At 72.8% G+C, this 19,397-nt stretch carries 15 protein-coding genes; 5 read left to right on the forward strand and 10 right to left on the reverse strand.

The genetic code is table 11. From position 1 onward, the window contains the following. Positions 1-290 precede the first annotated feature (290 nt). The 3 genes from WME95_RS33880 to WME95_RS33890 all read right to left on the reverse strand — a co-directional run bounded on the left by WME95_RS33880 (position 291) and on the right by WME95_RS33890 (position 4,306). Positions 291-941 carry a hypothetical protein gene (locus WME95_RS33880; RefSeq protein WP_437543364.1) on the reverse strand — a complete coding sequence of 217 codons (651 nt, stop codon included), beginning with the start codon at positions 939-941 and terminating at the stop codon, positions 291-293. A gap of 186 nt (positions 942-1,127) precedes the next feature. After that, the gene (locus tag WME95_RS33885) at positions 1,128-2,957 is read right to left on the reverse strand and encodes an NAD(P)/FAD-dependent oxidoreductase (RefSeq protein WP_437903501.1); all 1,830 of its coding nucleotides are present in this window, start codon (positions 2,955-2,957) and stop codon (positions 1,128-1,130) included. Positions 2,958-2,968: 11 nt separating this feature from the next. Beyond that, positions 2,969-4,306, reverse strand: a complete 1,338-nt coding sequence (locus WME95_RS33890) for a wax ester/triacylglycerol synthase domain-containing protein (RefSeq protein WP_437903502.1) — start codon at positions 4,304-4,306, stop codon at positions 2,969-2,971. Between the two features lie 179 nt (positions 4,307-4,485). On the opposite strand from WME95_RS33890, the gene WME95_RS33895 reads away from it, so the two are divergent. Further along, positions 4,486-5,424 carry a LysR family transcriptional regulator gene (locus WME95_RS33895; RefSeq protein WP_437903503.1) on the forward strand — a complete coding sequence of 313 codons (939 nt, stop codon included), beginning with the start codon at positions 4,486-4,488 and terminating at the stop codon, positions 5,422-5,424. 40 nt (positions 5,425-5,464) lie between these two features. Here the strand turns inward: WME95_RS33895 and WME95_RS33900 are convergent, their stop codons facing one another. The 5 genes from WME95_RS33900 to pilM form a co-directional block, all read right to left on the reverse strand. After that, positions 5,465-7,789, reverse strand: a complete 2,325-nt coding sequence (locus WME95_RS33900; RefSeq protein WP_437903504.1) for a type IV pilus secretin PilQ — start codon at positions 7,787-7,789, stop codon at positions 5,465-5,467. Between the two features lie 88 nt (positions 7,790-7,877). Further along, positions 7,878-8,531: a pilus assembly protein PilP gene (locus WME95_RS33905; protein ID WP_437903505.1), complete on the reverse strand. Its 654-nt coding sequence runs from the start codon at positions 8,529-8,531 to the stop codon at positions 7,878-7,880. Further along, on the reverse strand, positions 8,528-9,166 hold the full coding sequence (locus tag WME95_RS33910; RefSeq protein ID WP_437543374.1) for a type 4a pilus biogenesis protein PilO: 639 nt from the start codon (positions 9,164-9,166) through the stop codon (positions 8,528-8,530). Before WME95_RS33910 ends, WME95_RS33905 begins: the two co-directional genes overlap by 4 nt. Beyond that, complete coding sequence (locus WME95_RS33915; RefSeq protein WP_012238808.1) at positions 9,166-9,810, reverse strand: PilN domain-containing protein; 645 nt, start codon at positions 9,808-9,810, stop codon at positions 9,166-9,168. The genes WME95_RS33910 and WME95_RS33915 overlap by 1 nt, the downstream gene beginning before the upstream one ends. After that, positions 9,807-10,868, reverse strand: a complete 1,062-nt coding sequence (gene pilM, locus WME95_RS33920; protein ID WP_012238809.1) for a type IV pilus assembly protein PilM — start codon at positions 10,866-10,868, stop codon at positions 9,807-9,809. The genes WME95_RS33915 and pilM overlap by 4 nt, the downstream gene beginning before the upstream one ends. A gap of 293 nt (positions 10,869-11,161) precedes the next feature. Here pilM and WME95_RS33925 point away from each other — a divergent pair, with 293 nt between their 5' ends. Beyond that, the gene (locus tag WME95_RS33925; protein WP_437903506.1) at positions 11,162-12,334 is read left to right on the forward strand and encodes a DUF882 domain-containing protein; all 1,173 of its coding nucleotides are present in this window, start codon (positions 11,162-11,164) and stop codon (positions 12,332-12,334) included. 152 nt (positions 12,335-12,486) lie between these two features. Then, positions 12,487-13,452 carry a sigma-70 family RNA polymerase sigma factor gene (locus WME95_RS33930; RefSeq protein ID WP_437903507.1) on the forward strand — a complete coding sequence of 322 codons (966 nt, stop codon included), beginning with the start codon at positions 12,487-12,489 and terminating at the stop codon, positions 13,450-13,452. A 13-nt stretch (positions 13,453-13,465) separates the two neighbouring features. On the opposite strand, the gene WME95_RS33935 is transcribed toward WME95_RS33930, so the two are convergent. After that, positions 13,466-16,204, reverse strand: coding sequence for a hypothetical protein (locus WME95_RS33935; RefSeq protein WP_437903508.1), 2,739 nt, complete (start codon positions 16,202-16,204; stop codon positions 13,466-13,468). Next, positions 16,201-17,583: a 3-keto-5-aminohexanoate cleavage protein gene (locus WME95_RS33940; protein WP_437903509.1), complete on the reverse strand. Its 1,383-nt coding sequence runs from the start codon at positions 17,581-17,583 to the stop codon at positions 16,201-16,203. The genes WME95_RS33935 and WME95_RS33940 overlap by 4 nt, the downstream gene beginning before the upstream one ends. A 58-nt stretch (positions 17,584-17,641) precedes the next feature. Between WME95_RS33940 and uppS the strand changes: the two genes are divergently transcribed. Then, a complete protein-coding gene (uppS, locus tag WME95_RS33945; protein WP_437903510.1) occupies positions 17,642-18,493 on the forward strand; it encodes a polyprenyl diphosphate synthase in 852 nt (283 codons plus the stop codon). Positions 18,494-18,525: 32 nt separating this feature from the next. Then, positions 18,526-19,317 carry a phosphatidate cytidylyltransferase gene (locus WME95_RS33950; RefSeq protein WP_437543385.1) on the forward strand — a complete coding sequence of 264 codons (792 nt, stop codon included), beginning with the start codon at positions 18,526-18,528 and terminating at the stop codon, positions 19,315-19,317. The last annotated feature ends 80 nt before the right edge of the window (positions 19,318-19,397 follow it).

Consider the following 19,397-nt stretch of genomic DNA (forward strand, 5'->3'; position numbering starts at 1 on the left):
CCAAGGGGCGACGGAGCCAGGGCGGGCGGGGGTGGTGCGCGAGCGGGCGGCGGGGGTCCCCCCACGAACTCGGGCCTTTTGGGGGGCTGGTGCCGGGCTGGACGGGGGACTCGGTCAGAGAGGGGGGCGCTGCGGGGCGGGCCGGCCCTCGGATTCGTGGGGCCCACCCCCGCCGCCCGCTCGCGCACCACCCCCGCTCGCCCTGGCTCTTTGTAAGGGGCGGGGGCTGGGGGTCGTGGTCCCAGCGGCGACGCGCGCGGAATGCGCCCTCAGGTGTTTGTAAGGGGTCGTTATTTCGGGGCGCGGAGGGAGAGGGAGACGGTGACGCCTACGGGGTCGGCGCTGGGCGTGCCGATGGGCTTGTTCTTGAGGAGCTGACGGATGCAGCGCTGCGCGTCGGGGGTGACGCCACGCGAGTCGAGGATCTCGACACCCTCGGCACGGCCACGCACCCGGACAAGGAACTGGACCTTGATGCTGCCCGACGCGCCAGAGAGGCCGCCGTGGTCGGCGACACACTTCGCCAGGTCGGGGGCGACCTTTTCGAGCCGCTTGGCCACGTTCGGGACGTCGCCGTTCATGAACTCGGGCTCCTTGATCTCGATGAGAGGGAGCGGGGCCGATACGATCGATGCGTCGGGCACGCCGCCGTCGATGGGGCCGGCGTCGCCGGGAACACCGCCGTCCGGCGGGGAGACACCGCCATCGGGAGGGGGGGGCTCGGGCTGCGGCGACGGCGGGAGCCAGCCGGCATCCGCCTCGCCGGGCTCTAGGCAACGCACGAAGCCACGGTGCGGATCCTCCAGCGCGCCGTGCGGACAGCGCGGAGCGCCGCCAGCGTCGGGCGCCGACGCCGTGATCCAGCCCTGCTCCGGCGGCTCCTGCCGCGGCGGCGCCCCCCCCTCGGCGACCGCGCCGACACAAGCGCCGACAGCGCCCATCGACAGCGCCACAGAGATCGCCCACTGACCCAGACGCCCACCTGCTGCTCTCCACCGCATCGGCCGTTGTGATACTGCGGAACGGGCGCGCGTACAGGAGAAACCGCGGGGGCGCTGGACAAGGCAGGCGCGAGGCGCTCGCCGATGGCGGCGACGACCGCGGTCCCGGAGCCCGCGAAAGCAGGCTCAGAGGGCGATGTGAGCGAGCGATCCCGCCGAGGCGTCCCAGAGCGCCCGCGCCCGGGACAGGGCGTCCGCATGCGCCTTGGTCCCCTCGGCAGGCCCTGTCACGGAGATCACGCCGCTCGCGCCGAGCTCGAGCCGCTCGATGCCCGCGTCCGGGAGCTCTTCGCGGAGCTCCTTCGTCATCCGCTCGCCGATGCGCTGGAGGAGGCGCGCTAGCCGCTCAGGCGTGATGTCCCGGAACACGAGCACCTGCGGGAGCGTGAGCTCGGAGACCAGGCGAGCGCGGTCGGAGAGGCCCTGCTCTCCGAGCCGCCTCTCGACGAGCGCCGCGAACACGCTCCCGTAGGCGCGGTCGACCTGCTCCCGCCGGAAGCGCTCGTCGATGGCCGGTCCGAGCCGCGTCTCCAGCTGCGCGACGCCGTTCAGCCCGTTGGCGAAGCGCCCCTCGTTCTGCGCGAAGTACTCCCCGCGCGCGCGCAGATCGCTCGCCAGCGACGCGAAGTGCTCGCCCATCGTCGAGAGGGCGCGCAGCACGAGATCGGTGAACTTGAGCTCCTCCCGGATCCAACCCACGTCCGTCACCCGGTCGGCCATGAACGGCCAGACGACGAGGTTGTAGTAGTTGTTGAAGTCGAGAAGATACTTCAGCCGATAGAGCTCGAAGCTGCCGAACACCGGATACATGCGCTCATAGAGCCGGAGCGTGCTGTCGTACTTGAACCGGTAGTACGCGTCGTAGGCCGCCACCTTCTCCTCGAACCCGGCGCGGTCGCCGCGGACGTCGGAGAGGATCATCTGCGTGATGAACTCGTTCGCGGTCGCGATGAAATCGGAGCCGGGGCTGTAGAAGGGATCGGTGAACGCGCCGGCCTCCCCGGTGACGGCGTAACGGTCGGTCGAGAAGTACTGCTCCGCGTGGTACGGCAGGTGGGCATAGCTCTGGAAATCCTCGAGCTCCGCCCCCTCGAGCAGCTCGCGCGCGGCGCGGTGGGCGCCCAGGAAGCGCTCGAACTCCGCGCGCGTGCGCGGCCCGGGCAGCGCCCCGGCCGGCACGTTGCCCGCGCCGATCCGGTCCTTGTCGAACACGACGCCCACGCTCATCAGATCGCCGGCGAGCGGGATGAACCAGATCCAGTACCCGTCGTACATGAAGTGGTTCGTCGACAGGTGGCGCGACGTGTACCGCGCGCGCGACCGCCACGCCGCGTCGGTGACCCCATCGAGCCCCGCGACGCCGCGGTAACGCCCCCACGCGGCCGCCGTGTTGAGCCGCGCCTCCTTGTGCACCTTCACGCCGAGCTTGCGGAAGAGCACGTGCCGCCGCCCGGAGGCGTCGCACACCCAGCGGCAGGCGACCTCGCGCCGCTCGCCGCCCTGCTCGTAGACGACCGTGTGCCGGCCGCGCCCGTCGATCGCGACGTCGACCACCTTGGCGCCGAGCTCGACCTCGGCGCCCGCGGCGCGGTTCATGGTCACGAGATCGCGCTCCAGCCGCGCGCGCTCGAGTTGGAAGCTCGGGTGGAACGGCATGTGGTCGGAGCCGATCTCGCTCATCCGGGGCAGCGGGAGATCCTTGTCCGGAGAGTCGAAGAAGAAGCGGAGCCCGTTCTTGGGCAGCTGGTGCTGGTAGAGGTACGTGCCGAGGTTCAGCCGGCGAACCATGTAGTTCGCCGCGACCTCCACCGTGCTCTCGCCGACCTTGTAATCCTCCATCGCCTCGGCGGCCTCGAGCACGAGGACCCCGAGGTCGGGGCACGCGAGGCGGAGCTGCCGCGCGAGGAAGCCGCCGGCGATGCCGCTGCCGATGATGACGATATCGAACGTGCGCATGACGAGAGCCCTTATACCGCGCCCCCGCCCGGCGGCGCGGGCTCTCCGAGCAGCTCGGCGCGGAGCGCGCCCGGCATCGCCTCCGCCTCGTCCGGGCGGAGCAGCCCGTCGCCGTGGATGATCGACGCCGAGAGGCGACCGCCGAAGCGGCTGAAGATCACCTGGAAGCCCGGCGGCGCGACGACCGCGGGCAGCGGGTACGCCGAGCGCACCGGGAGCCCCGCGAACCGCTCCACCGTCACCGCGCCGGGGTTCGAGACGATCAGCGAGGCGAGCTCACCCTGGAAGGGCTGATCCCCCAGCCAGCGGTAGATCGGGCCGGGGAGCCAGCGGGCCAGATCGAGCGCGGCGATCATGGCGAGATCGAGCCTGTCGCGCACCACGGCGCGCTGCTGCTCGGCGAGGCGGGCCACCGCGCGCGCGTCGTCGTGGAGCTCGTCGCGGCCGAGCGAGAGCAGGGCCATCGTGAGGTGATTGCCGAAGAGCCGCCGCGCCCCCGCCTTGGGGTCGAGCGAGAGGGGCAGCGGGATCACATGGTGCGGCGGGGCGAAGCCGCGGCCCGCGAGCGCCCGGTCGGCGAGCCGCGTCGCCGCGATCAGCATGAGGCTCGTCTCGGCGAGCCGCGCGCGCTGGCGCACCCGGAGATCGAAGGCGCGGGTCTCCTCCGCCGAGAGCGTGAGCCGGAGGACGCGCGAAGCCGAAGGCCGCACCTGAGGACAGGCGCGCGCGAGCGACAGGATGGGCGCCCGGCCGAGCGACAGCACGTGGGCCTTGTAAGCGCGCGCCAGCGCGACCCGCTCGTCACGGTCCATGGCAGCCAGCAGGCGCTCCGGCGCGTCATGCCGCTCCTGCCGCGGCGGCGGGTCGTCGGGCGCGTCGCCGCTCCCGGAGCCCAGCCAGGCAGCGAGCCGATCCGCGCCCCTGCCATCCGTCAGCGCATGGTGGTGGCGGAGCACGACCGTATCGCCGTCGCCCACGTCGCGCACGACGTCGAGCGCCCACGGCCGCTCCGCAGAGGTCCGGTCCGCGAGCAGCGCCTCGAGGCGCGCCGCGCGCTCGCGCTCGCCCGCCACCTCGTGGAGGCGCAGCCCGGGCGCGCGCCGGTGGTGATCGACGACCCAGCGGGGCCGCCCCGCCCGCCCGAGCACGCTGTTGTCCAGCCGGAACCGGAGCTCGGGGAGCGCCCGGGTCGCGCGCTCGAGCCGCACCGCGAGCCGCGCCAGATCGAGGCGACCGTCGAGCTCGATCACGAACAGGCAGTGGTTGCCCGCCTGGCCGCGCGATCGCATGGCGCGATCGTTCATGAGATGGAAGAAGTCGATCCCCCCGAGCAGAACGGGCGATGTCATGGTCTCCGCGAGGCACCGCCGATCAGGGGGGAGCCGCGGGCGACCCTAGCAGCCGCGCAGGCCGCACGACAGCGCTCGCAGGCGCGGGATCACGCATCCTCGCCACGCACGCCGCGCGCCCGCGCAAGAAAACGAAAGTATCCACGGTATGGATACATAGCCCATCGTATATTCTCGGAGTGAATCTTTCGGCGATCGACGTCAACCTGGTGATCGCGCTCGACGCCTTGCTGCACGAGCGCAGCGTGACGCTCGCGGCCCGCCGGGTGGGCCTCAGCCAGCCCGCCATGAGCCACGCGCTGACGCGGCTGCGTGAGCTCTTCTCCGACCCGCTGCTCATCCGGGTCGGCCGGCAGATGGCGCTCACCTCGCGCGCGGAGGCGATGACGCCGCAGGTCGCCGCGATCGTCCACGATCTCGCGGGCCTCTTCGGCGAGACGACGCCGGCGTTCGACCCGGCGGCGAGCGATCGCACCTTCCGGATCGCCGCCACGGAGTACGTGGAGCTCGTCCTCCTGCCGCGGCTCAACGCGGCGCTCGCGCAGGGCGGACCGAGGCTCGCGCTCCACCTGCTCCCGCTCGACGGCCGCGCCGTCGACGCGCTCCGGAGCGGCGAGATCGATCTCGCGATCGGCGTCTTCCCGCAGGAGAGCCTCCCCTCCGACCTGCGCCGCGCGCCCCTCTTCGACGATCGCTTCGCGGGGCTCGCGCGCATGAGCCACCCCACGGCGCGCGGGCAGGTCGATCTCCAGACCTACGCGGCCCTCCCGCACGTCGTCGTCCCCAGGCGCGGCGCCCACGACGGGGTCGCGGACGATCTCATCGCGGCGCGCGGGATCGCGCGCCATGAGGCCATGACGGTGCCGCACGTGCTCCTCGTGCCGCACGCCATCACCGCGTCGGATCTCGTGGCCACCGTGGCCACGCGCCTGGGCAGGGCGTTCTCCAGCCTGGTGCCGCTCCGCACCTTCGACCTGCCGTTCGAGCTGCCGCCCATCGAGATCGCGATGGCGTGGAACAGCCGGACCGAGGGCGATCCCGCGCGGGCGTGGCTGCGCGGCGTCGTGACGGACACCGCCCCGAGCCCGCGGGAGGCGGCCCGGCGCAAGCGCGCCTGAGGGGGTTCAGGGGCGCGGCGAGGCGCGCCGCGCCCGGGGGCTACCGGCCGAGCGCCTCGGCGCGGTTCACGATGCGCGGCGTGAGGAAGATGACGAGCTCGTTCCGGACGTCGCTCGCGCGGCGCCGCTGGAAGAGGAGGCCGAGGACCGGGATGTCCCCGAAGAACGGCACCTGATCGAGGTTCCGGCCGGTGTTGCGGGTGAAGATCCCGCCGATCACCGCCGTGTGCCCGTCCATGATCAGGAGGTCGGTCTCCGCCTCGCGCTTCAGGATGGTCGGGTCGCCGCGGGCCGACGTCTGGTTGAAGTCGGGCTCGTCGCGGTTGATCTTCACGTGCATCGCGACGCTGCCGTCCGACGTGACGTGCGGCTTGACGAGCAGCTGGAGCTTGGCCTCCTGGAAGGTCGTCTGCACGCCCTGGGCGCTGATCTGCGAGAACGGGATCAGCGTCCCCTGGCTGATCCGCGCCTCCCGGTTGTCGAGCGTGAGGATGCGCGGGCTCGAGACGACCCGCAGCATGCCGCTCGCCTCGGCCGCGGAGAGGCGGACGCCGAGGTTGACGGTGTTGTTGATCGAGCCGAGCGTGAAGCCGAGCGCGCCGCCCTGCCCGGCGCCGACGATGGCCGGCAGGTTCACCGCGAAGTTCGGGTTCGAGACCGTGCTCGAGAACGGCGAGAGGCCGCCGGTCGGGCTGTTCGAGTCGGTCGCGCCGCCGGCGATGCCGATCGCCGAGGGGAAGACGAGCCCCGTCGGGTTGCCGGTCGCCGCGCTGAACGTCCCGTCGCCGCCCCACTGGATGCCGATGTCGCGCACGTAGCGGCTCGTCGCCTCGACCACCCGCGCCTCGATCAGCACCTGCGGCGTCTGCGTGTCGAGCGAGCGGACGAGCTCCTCGATCTGGTTCAGGTTCCCCGCGACGTCGCGCGCGATGAGCACGTTGGTCCGCTCGTCGACCGCCAGCGAGCCGCGCGGCGAGAGCATGTCCTTCGAGCGATCCTGGAGGTCCTTCGCGTCCGCGTAGTTGATCGGGATGAGCCGCGTCTCGAGCGGCGCGAGCTGGAGCTCGCTCTTGCGCCGCGCGATCGCGAGCTCCCGCTCCTTGTTGAGATCGGCGATCGGGGCGACGCGGATCATGTTGCCCTGCCGGACCACGCCGAGGCCCTTGGCCTGGAGCACCGTCTCGAGCGCCTGGTCCCACGGGACGTTGCGCATCCGGATGGTGACCGTCCCGGTCACGTTGTCGGCGGTCACGATGTTGACCCGCCCCACGTCGGAGATCAGCCGGAGGACGTTGTGGATGTCGGCGTCCTTCAGGTCGAGGTCGATGCGCCGCCCCGTGAACCGCCGCTGCTGCCCGGCGATCGCGGGCATGAACGCGCCGGCTTGGTCGGGCTCGACGAGCGACTCCTGGCTGCTCGCCGCGCCCTCGAACGAGGTCTCCACCTTCGGCGCCCCGTCGTCGAGGACCGCCTCGCGCGCCACCGTGCGGGTCCGCCTCGCCGCGCCGCCGTCGGCGGCGATCCCCGAGAGCGCCGTGGGCAGCGCGCCCTTCGCGACGCTCAGCACGAGCGCGTTGCCCTCGCGCGCGACCACGCCCGAGGCGCCCTCGGCCTGCTCGACCTCGACGACGACCCTGGAGCCGTCGCTGTTGCGCCGGTACGTCGAGATGGCCCGCACCGGGCCTCCGAAGGCGCCGACGTCGAGCTTGCGCTGGAGGGCGTCGGGGAGCCGGACGCCGCTGAGCTCGATGACGCGGCGCCCCCCCTTGCCGGTCGACTCGCGGTAGCCCGGGATCGACGAGAGCTCGATGACGACCCGATCGAGCGTCGCCTGGTGCTCGAAGCGCACGTCGGTGATCGCCGCCGGCTCGCGCTCCGGCGCCGCCGCCGCGGGGCCGGCCGGGGCCCGCGCCGCCATGGGCGCCGTCGCGTCGGCGGCGGCGAGCTCGATGACGAGCGCGCCCTGCTCGGCGCGGATCCGGTAGGCAGCCGGGCGCGCGAGCTGCACGAGCACCCGCGTCGTCCGCTGGGCCGCCTTGCCGAACCCCTGCGTCATCACCCCGGCCACGATCGCGTTGCCGCTCGTGATCGCGCCGGAAGCCCCGCCTGCCTCGGCGCCCTCGAGGTCGATGAGGAGCCGCTTACCGCCGTCCGCGACCCGCGCCGAGAAGCGCGGCTCGCCGGTCGTCGCGACCACGATCTCGGCCTTGCCCTCGTCCGGTGCCGTGAGCCTGACGTCGCTGACCTTGATCGGGGCGGCGGCGTCTGCGTCTCCCGCAGGAGCGCCGAGGATCAACATCACCCCGAGTGCCGCAGCACGGCGAAGCGCGCCCCGCCTCGGGCGATAGTCTCGATTGCTCTTCATTGCACTCCCGCTTCGCGGTGACGCGAGATCTGCGTCACGCTGCCGGGAGGCTACTTCGGGTGCCCGGCGCGGGCCCAATTCGTGGCGGTCACGGGCCGCCGAGGGCCGCCTCGCCCTCCTCGCCGAGCGGCCTCAGCGCGATCACGCGCGTGGTCGGCGGGATCTCCGGGTGCGACGGGTCCTCGCGGATGAAGACGACGTCCGAGTCGCGGATCCGATCGATGCGCCAGTTCACGGCCACGTCGACGCCCGTGGGGCCGCCCGCGTGGACGATCTCGGCCTTGCCGACGAAATCGCCCACCTTCACCACCCACCCGAGCCCCGTGGGATCGGTGATCAGCGCGCGGGCGGGCGCGCGCGAGACGACGCCGACCAGCCTGAGCTCGTCGAGCGCGAAGCGATCCACGAGGACCTGGCGCTGGATCGTCACCCGACCCCGGGCCTGCGTCGCGAACAGCGACTCGAAGCTCCGGAACGGGTCGCGGCTCCGGTCGCTCTCGGAGAAGTCGGCCTCCTGGAACTCCCGGAGCGGCAGCGGCGGCAGCTCTGGCGCGCCGGCGTCCGCGGCCGCGGACGCGGCGCCGGCCGCGGGCGCGCGCGGCGGCGAGGCGGAGGCCTGCGCCCCGGGCGGGCGCGGCTGGGTGGAGGAGGTCAGCGGCTCTTCCTCCTCGCACCCCGCGAGCGCGAGGGCCGCGGCGGTGGTCGCCCCGAGGGCGAGCAGCATCATCCGGCCGGCCTTCACCGGACACCTCCGCCGCTGCGCCGCTTCACGCCGCTCGTCGCGGTCTCCCCGGCGCGCACGGCGCGGAACGCGGTCGCGAGGCACTCCACCTTGACCTCCACGTCGCTCCCCACGACCTTCGGCTCCTTGATCTCGACCTCCTCGAGGTTGATGATGCGATCGAGCTGCCCCACGCCGTGGAAGAACTTCGCCACCTGGTGGAACTTGCCGGAGAGCGTGAGCTGCATCGGCACCTTGGAGAAGAACTCCTGCGGGATCTCCTCGGTGGGGCTCCATGACGTCAGGTTGACGCCGGAGACGGTCGCGACGCCCTGGATGGCCGAGAGGAAGGCCGGCGTCTCGGACTCGTCCGGGAGGATCTTCTTCTGCTCGCGGCTCATCTGCTCGCGGCGGGTCTTCTCGTCGAGGTCCTTCTGGTAGGCGGCCTTCGACGCCTGCGCCTTGGTGAGCTCCGCCTGGAGCACGCCCTGCTTCTGCACGGCGCCCTCGATCTGCGAGTCGACGTCGGCGTAGAAGCCGACGAAGTACAGGATGCCGACGAGCGCCGCGAAGAGCGCGCCGACGCCGAGCTTGGCGAGCGGCGGCAGCCGGTCGAGCGCCGAGCCGGCCTGCACGGGCATGGGCTTCGTGGCCATCAGTACCTCACCTTCAGCTGCAGCGCGAACGAGACGAGCTCGAGCCGCGACGCCTTCTCGTTCTCCTTCTTCCCCGGGAGCAGCTGCACGTCGTAGAAGTACGAGGACAGCTTCAGCCGCTGGGCGAGCTCGTAGACGTCGGTGCCGTCGCGCGCGAGCCCCTCGACGCGCACGGTCCGCTCGGACTCGACGTAGCTCGTGAGCCACAGCCGGCGGCTGTCCCAGGACGGGTTGTAGACGGCGAGCGGGTTCTCCTTGCGGAGCTGCGCGAGCTTGTCCGGATCGGCGGTCGGCCCCTTGCCGTTCGTGAGCAGCTGCGCGAGCTCGAGGAGCACCGCGGTCGGCCCGCTGCGCGCCGCCTGGAGCTTCGCGATCGCGTCCTCGCGCGCGCGCAGCACCTCGAGCGCCTTCTTGATCTCCTCGTGGTTCGCCACGAGCGTGCGGATGTCCTGGATCTGGCTCTGCAGCAGCGAGTTCTTCCGGTTCTGCTCGTCGAGCTCCTCGACCTTCGTCTGGTGGAAGAGGAAGAGCGCGACGATCTCGAGGATCACGACGCCGAGCGTGACGAGCAGCCACCGCTGGCTCGCCTGGGGCGCGGCCCCGCGCGTGCCGCGCCGTTGCGGGAGAAGGTTGACGCGAATCACGAGCGCTTCTCCCGGTCCTTGCGCATCGCCAGCCCGAGCGAGACGCAGAACTGCGCCGCCCGGAGCCGGAGCAGCTCCTGGTTGACTTCCTTCGCTTCCACGGTGATGCGCTCCATCGGCTGGATCAGCTCGACGGCCACCCGGGCGCGCCGCCCGATCGCGGCGGGCAGCGCCGGCAGGTTGGACGAGCCGCCGGTCAGGTAGATGCGGTGCATGTCGCCCTCACCGCTCGTCGCCAGGAAGAAGTCGAGCGAGCGCTGGATCTCCCCCGCGATCGAGTCGCACACCTGCTCGATGGTCTCGATGACCTGCGCGGGCACGCCGCCCGGCCCCGAGGTCACGCTGGCGCACTTGAACTCCTCGGCCTGCTCGAAGCTGATGCCGAGCTTCCGCTGGATCTGCTCGGTGATGTAGTTGCCGCCGTTGCCGATGTCGCGGGTGAACGCGCTCGCGCCGCGCGACACGATGTTGATCGACGCGAGGCTCGCGCCGACGTTGATGATGGCGAACGTCTGGTCCGGCGGGATGCCGCGGTTCACCTCGAACAGGTTCTGGACGGTGAACGCGTCGATGTCGACCACCATGGGCTTGAGCTTCGCCGTCCTGGCGATCTGGGTGTAGTCGTTGATCTCGTCGCGCTTCGCGGCGACGAGCAGGAGGTCCATCTGCCCGGCCTCGGGGCGCCGGCGCAGCACCTCGTAGTCGACGTGGACGTCCTTGATGTCGAAGGGGATGTGCTGCTCGGCCTCCCACTGGATCTGCTCGTCCAGCTCGGCGGCGGTCATGAGCGGCACCGTGATCTTGCGGATGATGACCGCCTGGCCGCTGATGCTGAGCGCGATCTCGCGCTGGCGGATCTTGGCCTCGGAGAAGGCCCTGCCGAGCGCCTCGACGATGGCCTGCGCGTTCATGACGTGGCCGTCGACGATGGCCTGCGGCGCGAGCGGCGCGTAACCGAGCCGCACGAGGCCATAGCCCCTGCGGCCTTCCTTGATCTGAGCGATCTTGATCGCGCTCGATCCGATATCGACCCCGATCAAGTTCTTGCCTTCCGACATCCCGTCCGTCCTGCTCCGCGCCCGCCGTGGTGAAGCAAGGGAAGCCCGGGCTGCGTTGCCCGGCTCCCGGGCGCCCGATCCCCTGTGATCGCCTCTGGTCGCTTCTGGCGAAGCTTCGCACCACCGACGATCGCTGGGCAAAAAACCGCTTTACGCTCGCCTCCCGCCCGCCTATCGAAGTTCGATATGCGGTGCGGCGCCGCCGGTCGTGCCGGCGAGCGCGCGCCAGCCCAGGGTAGCACCGTCCGGGGCTCGGTCGTCGGGCACGGATGACGTCAGGTCAGAGTCCCCTCATGCATCCGGAGTTCTCCCGTTTCTGCGGCATCGGCCCCCGCGCCGGGGCCGCGATGGAGCCCACCTCTTCGTCATCGCGGCCATCGCGGCTGCGATGTGCGCTCGCCGCCCTCGCGGCGGCCTTTCTCCTGAGCGCCGCGCCCGGCACGGCGGTCGCCGAGGACGGCCAGCACACGGTCTACGCCGGCCAGACGCTCGGCAAGATCGCGAAGCGGTACCGCATCACGGTCGACGCGCTCCGCGAGGCGAACGGGCTCAAGCCTGGCCAGCGGATCCATCCGGGCCTCGTCCTCGTGATCCCGGAGCGGGGTAAGCCCGGCGCGCGCTCGCGATCCACGCGCGCCGCGCCCGGTCGGGCCGCTGCGCTGCGCGACGACCGGGAGCGGAGCCGCGGCGCGAGCGCGAAGGAGCGCGACGCCGAGGCCCGCCCCCCGGGGAAGGGGTCGGCGAAGAGGGACGCGGCGATGCCGCCCAACAAGCGCTATGTGCAGCGACCCAAGCGCCCCGGATGGGTCCGCCTGGTGCGAGGCGCCGAGCGGCTGGACGTCCAGCTGCTCACGCCGAAGGGGCGGCTCGTGCCCAAGGCCCTCCCCAAGCTCAGCCGGCTGATGCGCGCGTCCCCCACCGCTTCGATTCCCATCGATCCGAGGCTCGCCACGCTGATTGCCATGGTGAGCGACCACTTCGGCGGCAGGCCCCTCCGCGTCGTCAGCGGTTATCGCCCCTACTCACCCACCCAGTACACCCCGCACTCCAACCACAACCACGGTCGCGCCGTCGATTTCATGGTCGAGGGTGTGCCCAACACCGTGGTCCGCGATTTCTGCCGAGGTTTCCGCAACGCAGGTGTCGGATATTATCCCAACTCTACGTTCGTTCACCTGGACGTCAGATCAGATAAAGTGTACTGGGTGGATTACTCGGGGCCTGGAGAGGCGCCGCGCTACGAGGGAGCGAAGGGTTCTGTCGCGGCCGATGAAGCGGCACGTGATGTCCCCGTGTCCGCAGAAGAAGAGGTCTATGGGTCAGGCGAGCCCCGTGCCCCTCAGCCGCAACCCATGAATACTACAGGGACAAACTCAGACGCCGTGCGCAGCGGCAGCGAGACGGGTAAGGTCCTGGGGTCAGGTTCACCCACCCCTGCTTCTGAAACCTCGCCTGCGAAAAGGTGAGCTGTCCCGCTCGCTGGCTATAATCCACACACTGAACATCCGCACCAGACACAATTGCACGGCTCTGCCTTGCACGCTGCGAGAGTTGTGGCACCAATCCACCTCACGTGCAGCAATCGACCCGACTGCAGCGGGAGGGGCTCGCTCCTCCCATGTCGCTCTCCGCGTGCTGTGACGGGGGCGGGTTCGTCCAGCCGGTCGCCTTTGGCGCGACGTGTCCGGTCGTTCCGTGTGAGCACGCGCTGATCGAGGGGCCCTCTGCGCTCGGCCTCGATGGATCGCCGAGCGTCGCGGTGCAGGAGCCGGGGGCGTCGCTCTCCCGCGAGGTTTGGGAGTCCGCGGAGGCCGCGTCAAGGTGCGCGCACGAAATTTGGGAATCCGTGGAGGTCACGTCGGCCTGCACCTACGAGGGTCCGTGGCAGCTGTTGGAGCCAGACGGCGAGCCGGACATCGAGCCGGACGGCGGCCCGTGTAGCCCGCCGCGCTGTACCGAGGCGGCCTGCACGGGCGGCTCGCGCGACCACGAGCCGACGTGCGCGCCGCTCCGCCCGGAGGTGCTGCAGGGGTACTTCCCGCTCGTCCGCAAGCTGGTGCGGCAGGTGTCGCGCCACCTGCCGCCCAACGTGCAGCGCGACGACTTGCTCAGCGCAGGGATGCTCGGGCTCGTCGACTCGCTCCGCAAGAACGGCGGGAGCGACGGCGAGACGTTCGCCGGCTACGCGAAGCTCCGGATCCGCGGAGCGATCGTCGATGAGCTCCGCGCGCAGGACTGGCTCTCGCGGCGAGCGCGCGAGGCGGTCGAGGCGGAAGCCGCCAGCAGGGCCAGCGGCGCGACGGTCTTCGTGAGCCTGAGCGAGGTGACCCCGACCGAGGAGTCGGTGCACATGTCCGGCGAGGACGACCCGATCGAGGCGATCTCGGCGCAGGCGACCCGGCGGGCGCTGTCCTTCGCGATCGCGCAGCTCCCGGAGCGGGAGCGGCGCGTGATCGGCATGTACTACTTCGAAGGGGCGAAGCTGAAGGACATCGGCGCAGAGCTCGGGATCGGCGAGCCGCGCGTCTCGCAGCTGCACACGCGCGCGCTCGGCATGCTGCGAGGCATGCTGTCCCACGCCTGACCGCCGCCCGCGCTCAGGGGGTGATCCGGCGCGCCCGGCCGGGCATCGCGACGCCGACCGCGAAGAGCGCTGTCTCCTCGTAGGCCTGCTGGAGGGCGGGGTCCCCGGACGCCCGGTGGACGAACGCGTTGCGGTGCGCGCCGCGATCGAGCGCGGCCACGCGGGCACAGCCGAGGTCGAGCAGCGCCTCGGTCGTCGCCTCGTCGCTGTCGAAGGTGGTCGTGGCCACGAGCAGCGTGCCGTCATCGAGCACGCAGGCAGCGCTGCGCCGGCGCATGGTCCCGATCTCGCGCGCCTCCGGCCGCAGCCTGCCGTCGTCGGCGGTGAGCGGCAGCTCGGTCGCGTCCGCGCCCGGCGCGAGCGGGGCGCCGCCCGCCGGGCGGATCTCGACGCGGCCCTTCTGGACCAGCAGCAAGCCGCCCTCGCCGCGGAAGCGAAGGCCGACGGTGCCGCCCACGGCGAGCCCGCGCGGGCCCCGCCGCCGGCCGGTGCCGACGCCGATCGCCGCGAGGACCTGCCGCCGCTCGTCGGCCGGCACCTCGGCGTCGAGCTTCGGCGCGCTCCGCGGCGAGATCTCGCGCGAGCCGGCGCGGAGTCGGAACAGGAACCGGTCCGGAGCGAAGGCGTGGACGCGGACCTGCGCGCCGAGGTGCACGGTGTCGGCGGCGTACACGGCCGGGCTCCACGCCGGGGGCGGCTGCGCGCCGCCGTCCGCGGCCCAGCCCACGCTCTCGCCGGGCAGCGACAGGTCCGGCGCCGGGGGAGCGTCCGTCCAGCGCGACTCGAAGAAGAGAAAGGGGCGCGGCGACGCGGCCGCGGCGTGCTCCGGCGGCGCGATCGACATGGCGGGCGAGAGGCGCTCGGCGGTCAGGATGCCGTCCTGCTGGGGGCTCAGGAAGGCGACGCCGAGGGGGTCCGGCGCCCTGCCCAGCGAGACGCCGGCGAGGCACCCGGCGCGCTCGAGCGCCGCCCGGAGCGCGGCCGCGTCGAGGGCGCTGCCCCACGCGTGGACCACGAAGCCGCGGTCGGTCATGCACAGCGCCGCGCGCTCGACAACGAGGTCGTCGCCGTCGCCGGACGAGAGCGTCGCGCTGGCCGGGGCGCGCTCCGCGGGAGGGCCGGCGAGGAGGGCGAGCGGGGCCGCGGCGCCCCCGGCCTCGAAGAGCGAAGGGCCCTGCCAGAGCGCCCAGGGGAAGCGCGCGGATCCCTCCGCGCGGGGCGCGCCGGGGCTCGCCGCCGCCGGGCGCTGCCAGAGCGCCCAGGGGACGCGCTCGACGTCCCCGCCGGACGGCCACGCGCCGAAGTACGGCCGGCCCGAGAGGTCGACCCCGAGCGTCGCCGCGCCGTCGCGCGGGGGCACGAGCGCGCGGCCGCCGACGACCATGCCGAGCGACTCCGTCCCCGCGTGGGGCGCGCCCGGCGCGCGCGCGGAGGCGCCGAGGCCGATGGCGCCGCGGAGCGTCGACGGGTTGGGGATCTGCCCCGTGCCGCGCGGGCCGACGGTCGGCCTGGGAGCCTCGTGCCCCGCCTGCAAGGTGAACCGGATGTGCCGCGTGTCGATCGCGAGCAGGTGGACGCGCAGCTCTGACCGCCGCGGATCGGGCCGGAGGGTCGTCGCGGCGAACGGGCTGGAGGGGCGCTGCGGATCCTCCTCGATGCCGGGGAGCGCACGCGGGAGCGAGGGAGCCACCAGCTCCCAGGCGCCCTCCCCCGGGAGCGGGGGATCGACCGCCGGCGCGACCGGCGGCGGCGGCCAGAGCGAAGGCCACCCCTCCGGCGCGGGCTCGGGAGACGCGGGGCCGCGGGTCACGTACGCGGCGGCCGGCGCGGCGCGCAGCCCCGCCGCCGCGCGATCCGCGGCGAGCGCGAGCCGCTCGACCGCGGCCGCCGCCGTCGGACCGAGCAGGCGCTCGGCGGACGGCCCGGCGAGCTCGCCAAGCGAGGGCACGCGGCGCGGGAGGTGGTGCGCGCGGGCGACGAACGGATCACGCCCGCCCGTGTCGACCTCGCCGGTGCCGGCGTTCAGCGCCGCCGGGACCGCCTCCGGCCCGAGCGCCATCACCAGGCCCTCGTCCACGAGATCGAGCCGCGCAGACGCGGGCGGGTTGTCGAACGAGATCTCGGTGCGCGACGCGCCGTCCACGCTCCCGGTCTCGAGCCAGCCGTCGATCGCCGCGCGGAGCCGCTCGCCGACGGGCCGCGCTCCCGCGCGCCCATCGCCGCCCAGATCGAGCTGGGTGATCCCCTGCACGACGCCGAAGGCGGTGGTGGTCACCGCGACGCGGCTGCCGCGGGCGACGAGGCCGCGATCGTCGCCGAGGGGCGTCCCGGTCAGGTTGCGCACGCCGTCCAGGCTCACCGGCCGGCCGGAGCGGGTGAGCCGCACGCGCGCCCGGTACAGGTCGGCGGCGCCGCGCCCGTCGGGCGCGCGCTCCGCGTCAGGCCCGCGCTCCGCCTCGGGCCCTCGCTCCGCGGCGCCCGGATCCGGGACGCGCGGAACGCCAAGGAACAGCACCCGGCGGCCGAGGAGCGCGTCGGAGAAGAACCCGCCGCGCTCCTCCCAGACGAAGTCGTCCGGGTCGACGGCGCCGCCGATCGCCTCCCCGAGCATCCCGGCGATGGCGTCGGCGGTCCGCGCTGGCGGGGGCGGCGTCGAGAGCCGCGCGACGACCCCGAGAAGAGCGACGCCGAGCGCGATCGGGAGCCGACCGCGCAGGTGATCGATCCACGGCGAGAGCGGTCGGTCCGTCATCCCTGCGCGCGCGCGCTCCCTCCGGAGGCCGCGCCGGCCTGAGCCGCCGCGGCGCGCGGGCGGATCCCGAGGAGCTGGCGCGCGCGGTCCGGCTCGACCACCTCGCGGCCGACGCTCCGCGCGAAGGCGGCGGCGCGCGCGACGAGCGGCGCGCTCCCCTCGGCGAGCACCCCCTTGTCCAGGTAGATGTTGTCCTCCAGCCCGACCCGCGCGTGCCCGCCGAGCTGCATGGCGAGCTCGGTCATCGGGCGCTGGTGGCGGCCGACGGCGGCGACGCCCCAGGTGGCGCCTTGGGGGATCTGGGTGATCATGAACCGGAGCACGTCCTCGCGCGCCGCGATGCCGCCGGGCACCCCCAGGACGAACTGGAAGTGGAGCGGCTCCGCGAGGAGCCCCTCGGCGAAAAGGCTGAGCGCCTCATGGATATGGCCGACCTCATAGCACTCGAGCTCGGCGACGCTCCCCCCGGCGCGGATGCGGGCCGCCATGTCCCGGATGAGGGGCCGGGTGTTGTCGAAGATCCCGTCGCCGAAGTTGATCGTGCCGCAGTTCAGGGTGGCCATCTCGGGGCTGCAGAGCAGCGGCTGGGCGCGCTCGTCGACGCCCATCCCGACGGCGCCGCCGGTCGATGTCTGGACGATGACGTCCGTCTTCTCGTTGATCGCGGCGATCGCCTCGGCGAACAGCGCCCGCGACTGGCTAGGCGACCCGTCCGGGTTCCTGACGTGCAGGTGGACCACCGAGGCGCCCGCGTCGCGGCAGCGGGCGGCCTCGTCGGCGAGCTCGCGCGCCGTGATGGGGAGGTGCGGCGTCTGCGCCCGGGTCGTCTCCGCGCCGACGATCGCGGCCGTCAGGATGAGGGCGCTCTGCGGCGGCGTGACAAGGATCCGGGGGGGCGGCGTGATGATGGGCCGCGGCTCCGGGAGCTGCGCGTGGTCCGGGGGCGGCGCCGACAGCGCCGGCAGGACGAGGCGCGGCCGACGCTGGAGCTCCTTCGGGACGACACAGGTGCCGAGCGCCCGGCAGACGATGAGCGGCTCGGCCAGCGCGTCGGCCGCCGAGGGCGCCACCCCGGCTTCGCGGACGCTGGCGACGACCTTGCGCGCCTCGAACGCCATCGTGCGCGACGTGGCGCCGACCTTGGTGACCACCCCGGTCGCCTCGATGAAATCGCCTGCTCGGACCGGGGCGAGGAACTCGACCGCCTCGTACGCACGGAAGAGCCCCTCGTCGCCGTCGAGACGGATCAGGAGCTCGGTTGCGACGTCGCCGAAGAGCGCGAGAATACGCGCTCCATCGCACAGCTCGCCCGCGTAATGTGCGTCGTGCGCGCCCATCCTGACGCGCAGCGTGACCGTGAGACCAACCCCTGTGCTCATGGGCGTGAAGACTCAACAGTCGACAGTCGGTAGTCAACAGAGGAAACTGCCCCCGCCGATGAACCTCGTAGAAGCCAGAAATCTCCCGCGCCACGTCGGAATCATCATGGATGGCAACGGTCGCTGGGCGGAGCTGCGCGGCGAGCCGCGCGAGGCCGGGCACAAGGCCGGCAGCGCCGCCGTGCGGCGGATCGTGCGCGTCTGCCGGAGGCTCGGCGTCGAGGCGCTGACGCTGTACGCGTTCAGCGAGCAGAACTGGGCGCGGCCTCGGAACGAGGTCGACGCGCTGATGGGGCTGCTTCGCGAGTACCTGATGAGCGAGCGCTGCGAGATCCTCGAGAACGACATCCGCCTGGTCGCGATCGGCGACATCAGCCGGCTCCCCGAGGCCGTGCGCGACGTGCTCGACCCGCTCCGGAAGGCGTCCGCGACGAACCGCCAGATGACGCTCGCGCTGGCGCTGTCCTACGGCGCGCGCGAGGAGATCGCCGCCGCGGCGCGCGAGCTCGCGATGGAGGCGGTCGCCGGCAGGCTCGATCCGGAGTCGATCGACGGGGCGCTGCTCGCCGCGCGGCTGCCGAGCCTGAGCGTCGGCGAGCCGGATCTCATCATCCGCACCGGCGGCGAGCAGCGGCTCTCCAACTTCCTGCTCTACGGGGCCGCGTACGCCGAGCTGTCGTTCACCGAGCGGCTGTGGCCCGACTTCACCGAGGACGACCTGTTCGCCGCCATCGCGGCCTACCAGCGGCGCGACGGCGCGGCGCCGCCCGCGCACGACGCGGAGGGCGGCGCCGGGGGGGAGCCGGCCAGCGCGCGGGGCGCGCTCGACGCGGAGCGGCCGTGGCGCGCGCGCGAGATCGCCGCGCCCGCCTCGCACGGGTCCCACGACGGCTCACGGACGGGGGTCTGAGATTGGCTGCTTCCAACCTCACGATGCGGGTCATGACCGCGCTCGTGGCCGCTCCCCTGCTCCTCTCGCTGCTCTACCTCGGCCCGAGCTGGGGCTGGGCGGCGCTCGTCGCGGTCGCCGCCGCCATCGGCGCGCTCGAGCTCTTCGCGATGACGCACGCGGACGACCGCGTCGCGCGGGCCATCGGCGTCGCGCTCACCCTCGCCGTCCTCGGCGTGATCTGGCGGTTCAGCGGCTCGCCGGGCGCGCTCCTCGCGCTGATCTTCCTGCTCCCGTTCGTCGCGATGCTCATCACGCTGGTGCGCCTCGGCGAGATGCGCACCGCGGCGCTGCGCGTGCTGGCGATGACCTTCGGCCCGCTCTACGTGGGCGGCGGGCTCGGCGCGCTGGCGCTCCTCCGCCGCGACGGGGGCGCCGACGGCCCCTCGTTCGTCGTGCTGGCGATGCTTCTCTCCTGGTTCTCCGACACCGGCGCCTATTTCGCCGGCCGCTTCCTCGGCCGGCACAAGCTCTACGAGGCCGTGAGCCCGAAGAAGACCGTCGAGGGCGCCCTGGGCGGCCTGCTCTTCGCCGTGATCGGCGCGCTCCTTGCTCACTTCTGGTTCCTCCGGTCGCTGCCGCTCGTGGACGCGCTCGCGCTCGCGATCGTCGCGGGCGGCCTCGGTCAGGCGGGAGACCTCGGGGAGTCCCTGTTCAAGCGCTCCTTCGGGATCAAGGACTCTGGCGGGATCGTGCCCGGCCACGGCGGCATCCTCGACCGCGTCGATGCCCTGCTCGTGACCGGGACCATCACGTATCTGTATGTCCTGTGGGCGAGGCCCTGAACGGCGTCGCGCGCCGTGCGCCGTGCGCCGTGCCTCGTCCAAAGACCGCGCATCCATCGATGCGCGACACCCACATCGCA

The sequence above is a fragment of the Sorangium sp. So ce327 genome (assembly GCF_051530205.1).
Taxonomy (GTDB): domain Bacteria; phylum Myxococcota_A; class Polyangia; order Polyangiales; family Polyangiaceae; genus Sorangium; species Sorangium cellulosum_B.

Excerpts from the sequence above, each read along its gene's own strand:
- WME95_RS33925 (WP_437903506.1), top strand. The coding sequence starts at position 11,162 with ATGCATCCGGAGTTCTCCCGTTTCTGCGGCATCGGCCCCCGCGCCGGG.
- WME95_RS33910 (WP_437543374.1), bottom strand. The coding sequence starts at position 9,166 with ATGGCCACGAAGCCCATGCCCGTGCAGGCCGGCTCGGCGCTCGACCGG.
- WME95_RS33885 (WP_437903501.1), bottom strand. The coding sequence starts at position 2,957 with ATGCGCACGTTCGATATCGTCATCATCGGCAGCGGCATCGCCGGCGGC.
- WME95_RS33935 (WP_437903508.1), bottom strand. The coding sequence starts at position 16,204 with ATGACGGACCGACCGCTCTCGCCGTGGATCGATCACCTGCGCGGTCGG.
- WME95_RS33880 (WP_437543364.1), bottom strand. The coding sequence starts at position 941 with ATGGGCGCTGTCGGCGCTTGTGTCGGCGCGGTCGCCGAGGGGGGGGCG.
- pilM (WP_012238809.1), bottom strand. The coding sequence starts at position 10,868 with ATGTCGGAAGGCAAGAACTTGATCGGGGTCGATATCGGATCGAGCGCG.
- WME95_RS33900 (WP_437903504.1), bottom strand. The coding sequence starts at position 7,789 with ATGAAGAGCAATCGAGACTATCGCCCGAGGCGGGGCGCGCTTCGCCGT.
- WME95_RS33940 (WP_437903509.1), bottom strand. The coding sequence starts at position 17,583 with ATGAGCACAGGGGTTGGTCTCACGGTCACGCTGCGCGTCAGGATGGGC.
- WME95_RS33950 (WP_437543385.1), top strand. The coding sequence starts at position 18,526 with ATGACCGCGCTCGTGGCCGCTCCCCTGCTCCTCTCGCTGCTCTACCTC.
- WME95_RS33930 (WP_437903507.1), top strand. The coding sequence starts at position 12,487 with ATGTCGCTCTCCGCGTGCTGTGACGGGGGCGGGTTCGTCCAGCCGGTC.
- uppS (WP_437903510.1), top strand. The coding sequence starts at position 17,642 with ATGAACCTCGTAGAAGCCAGAAATCTCCCGCGCCACGTCGGAATCATC.
- WME95_RS33890 (WP_437903502.1), bottom strand. The coding sequence starts at position 4,306 with ATGACATCGCCCGTTCTGCTCGGGGGGATCGACTTCTTCCATCTCATG.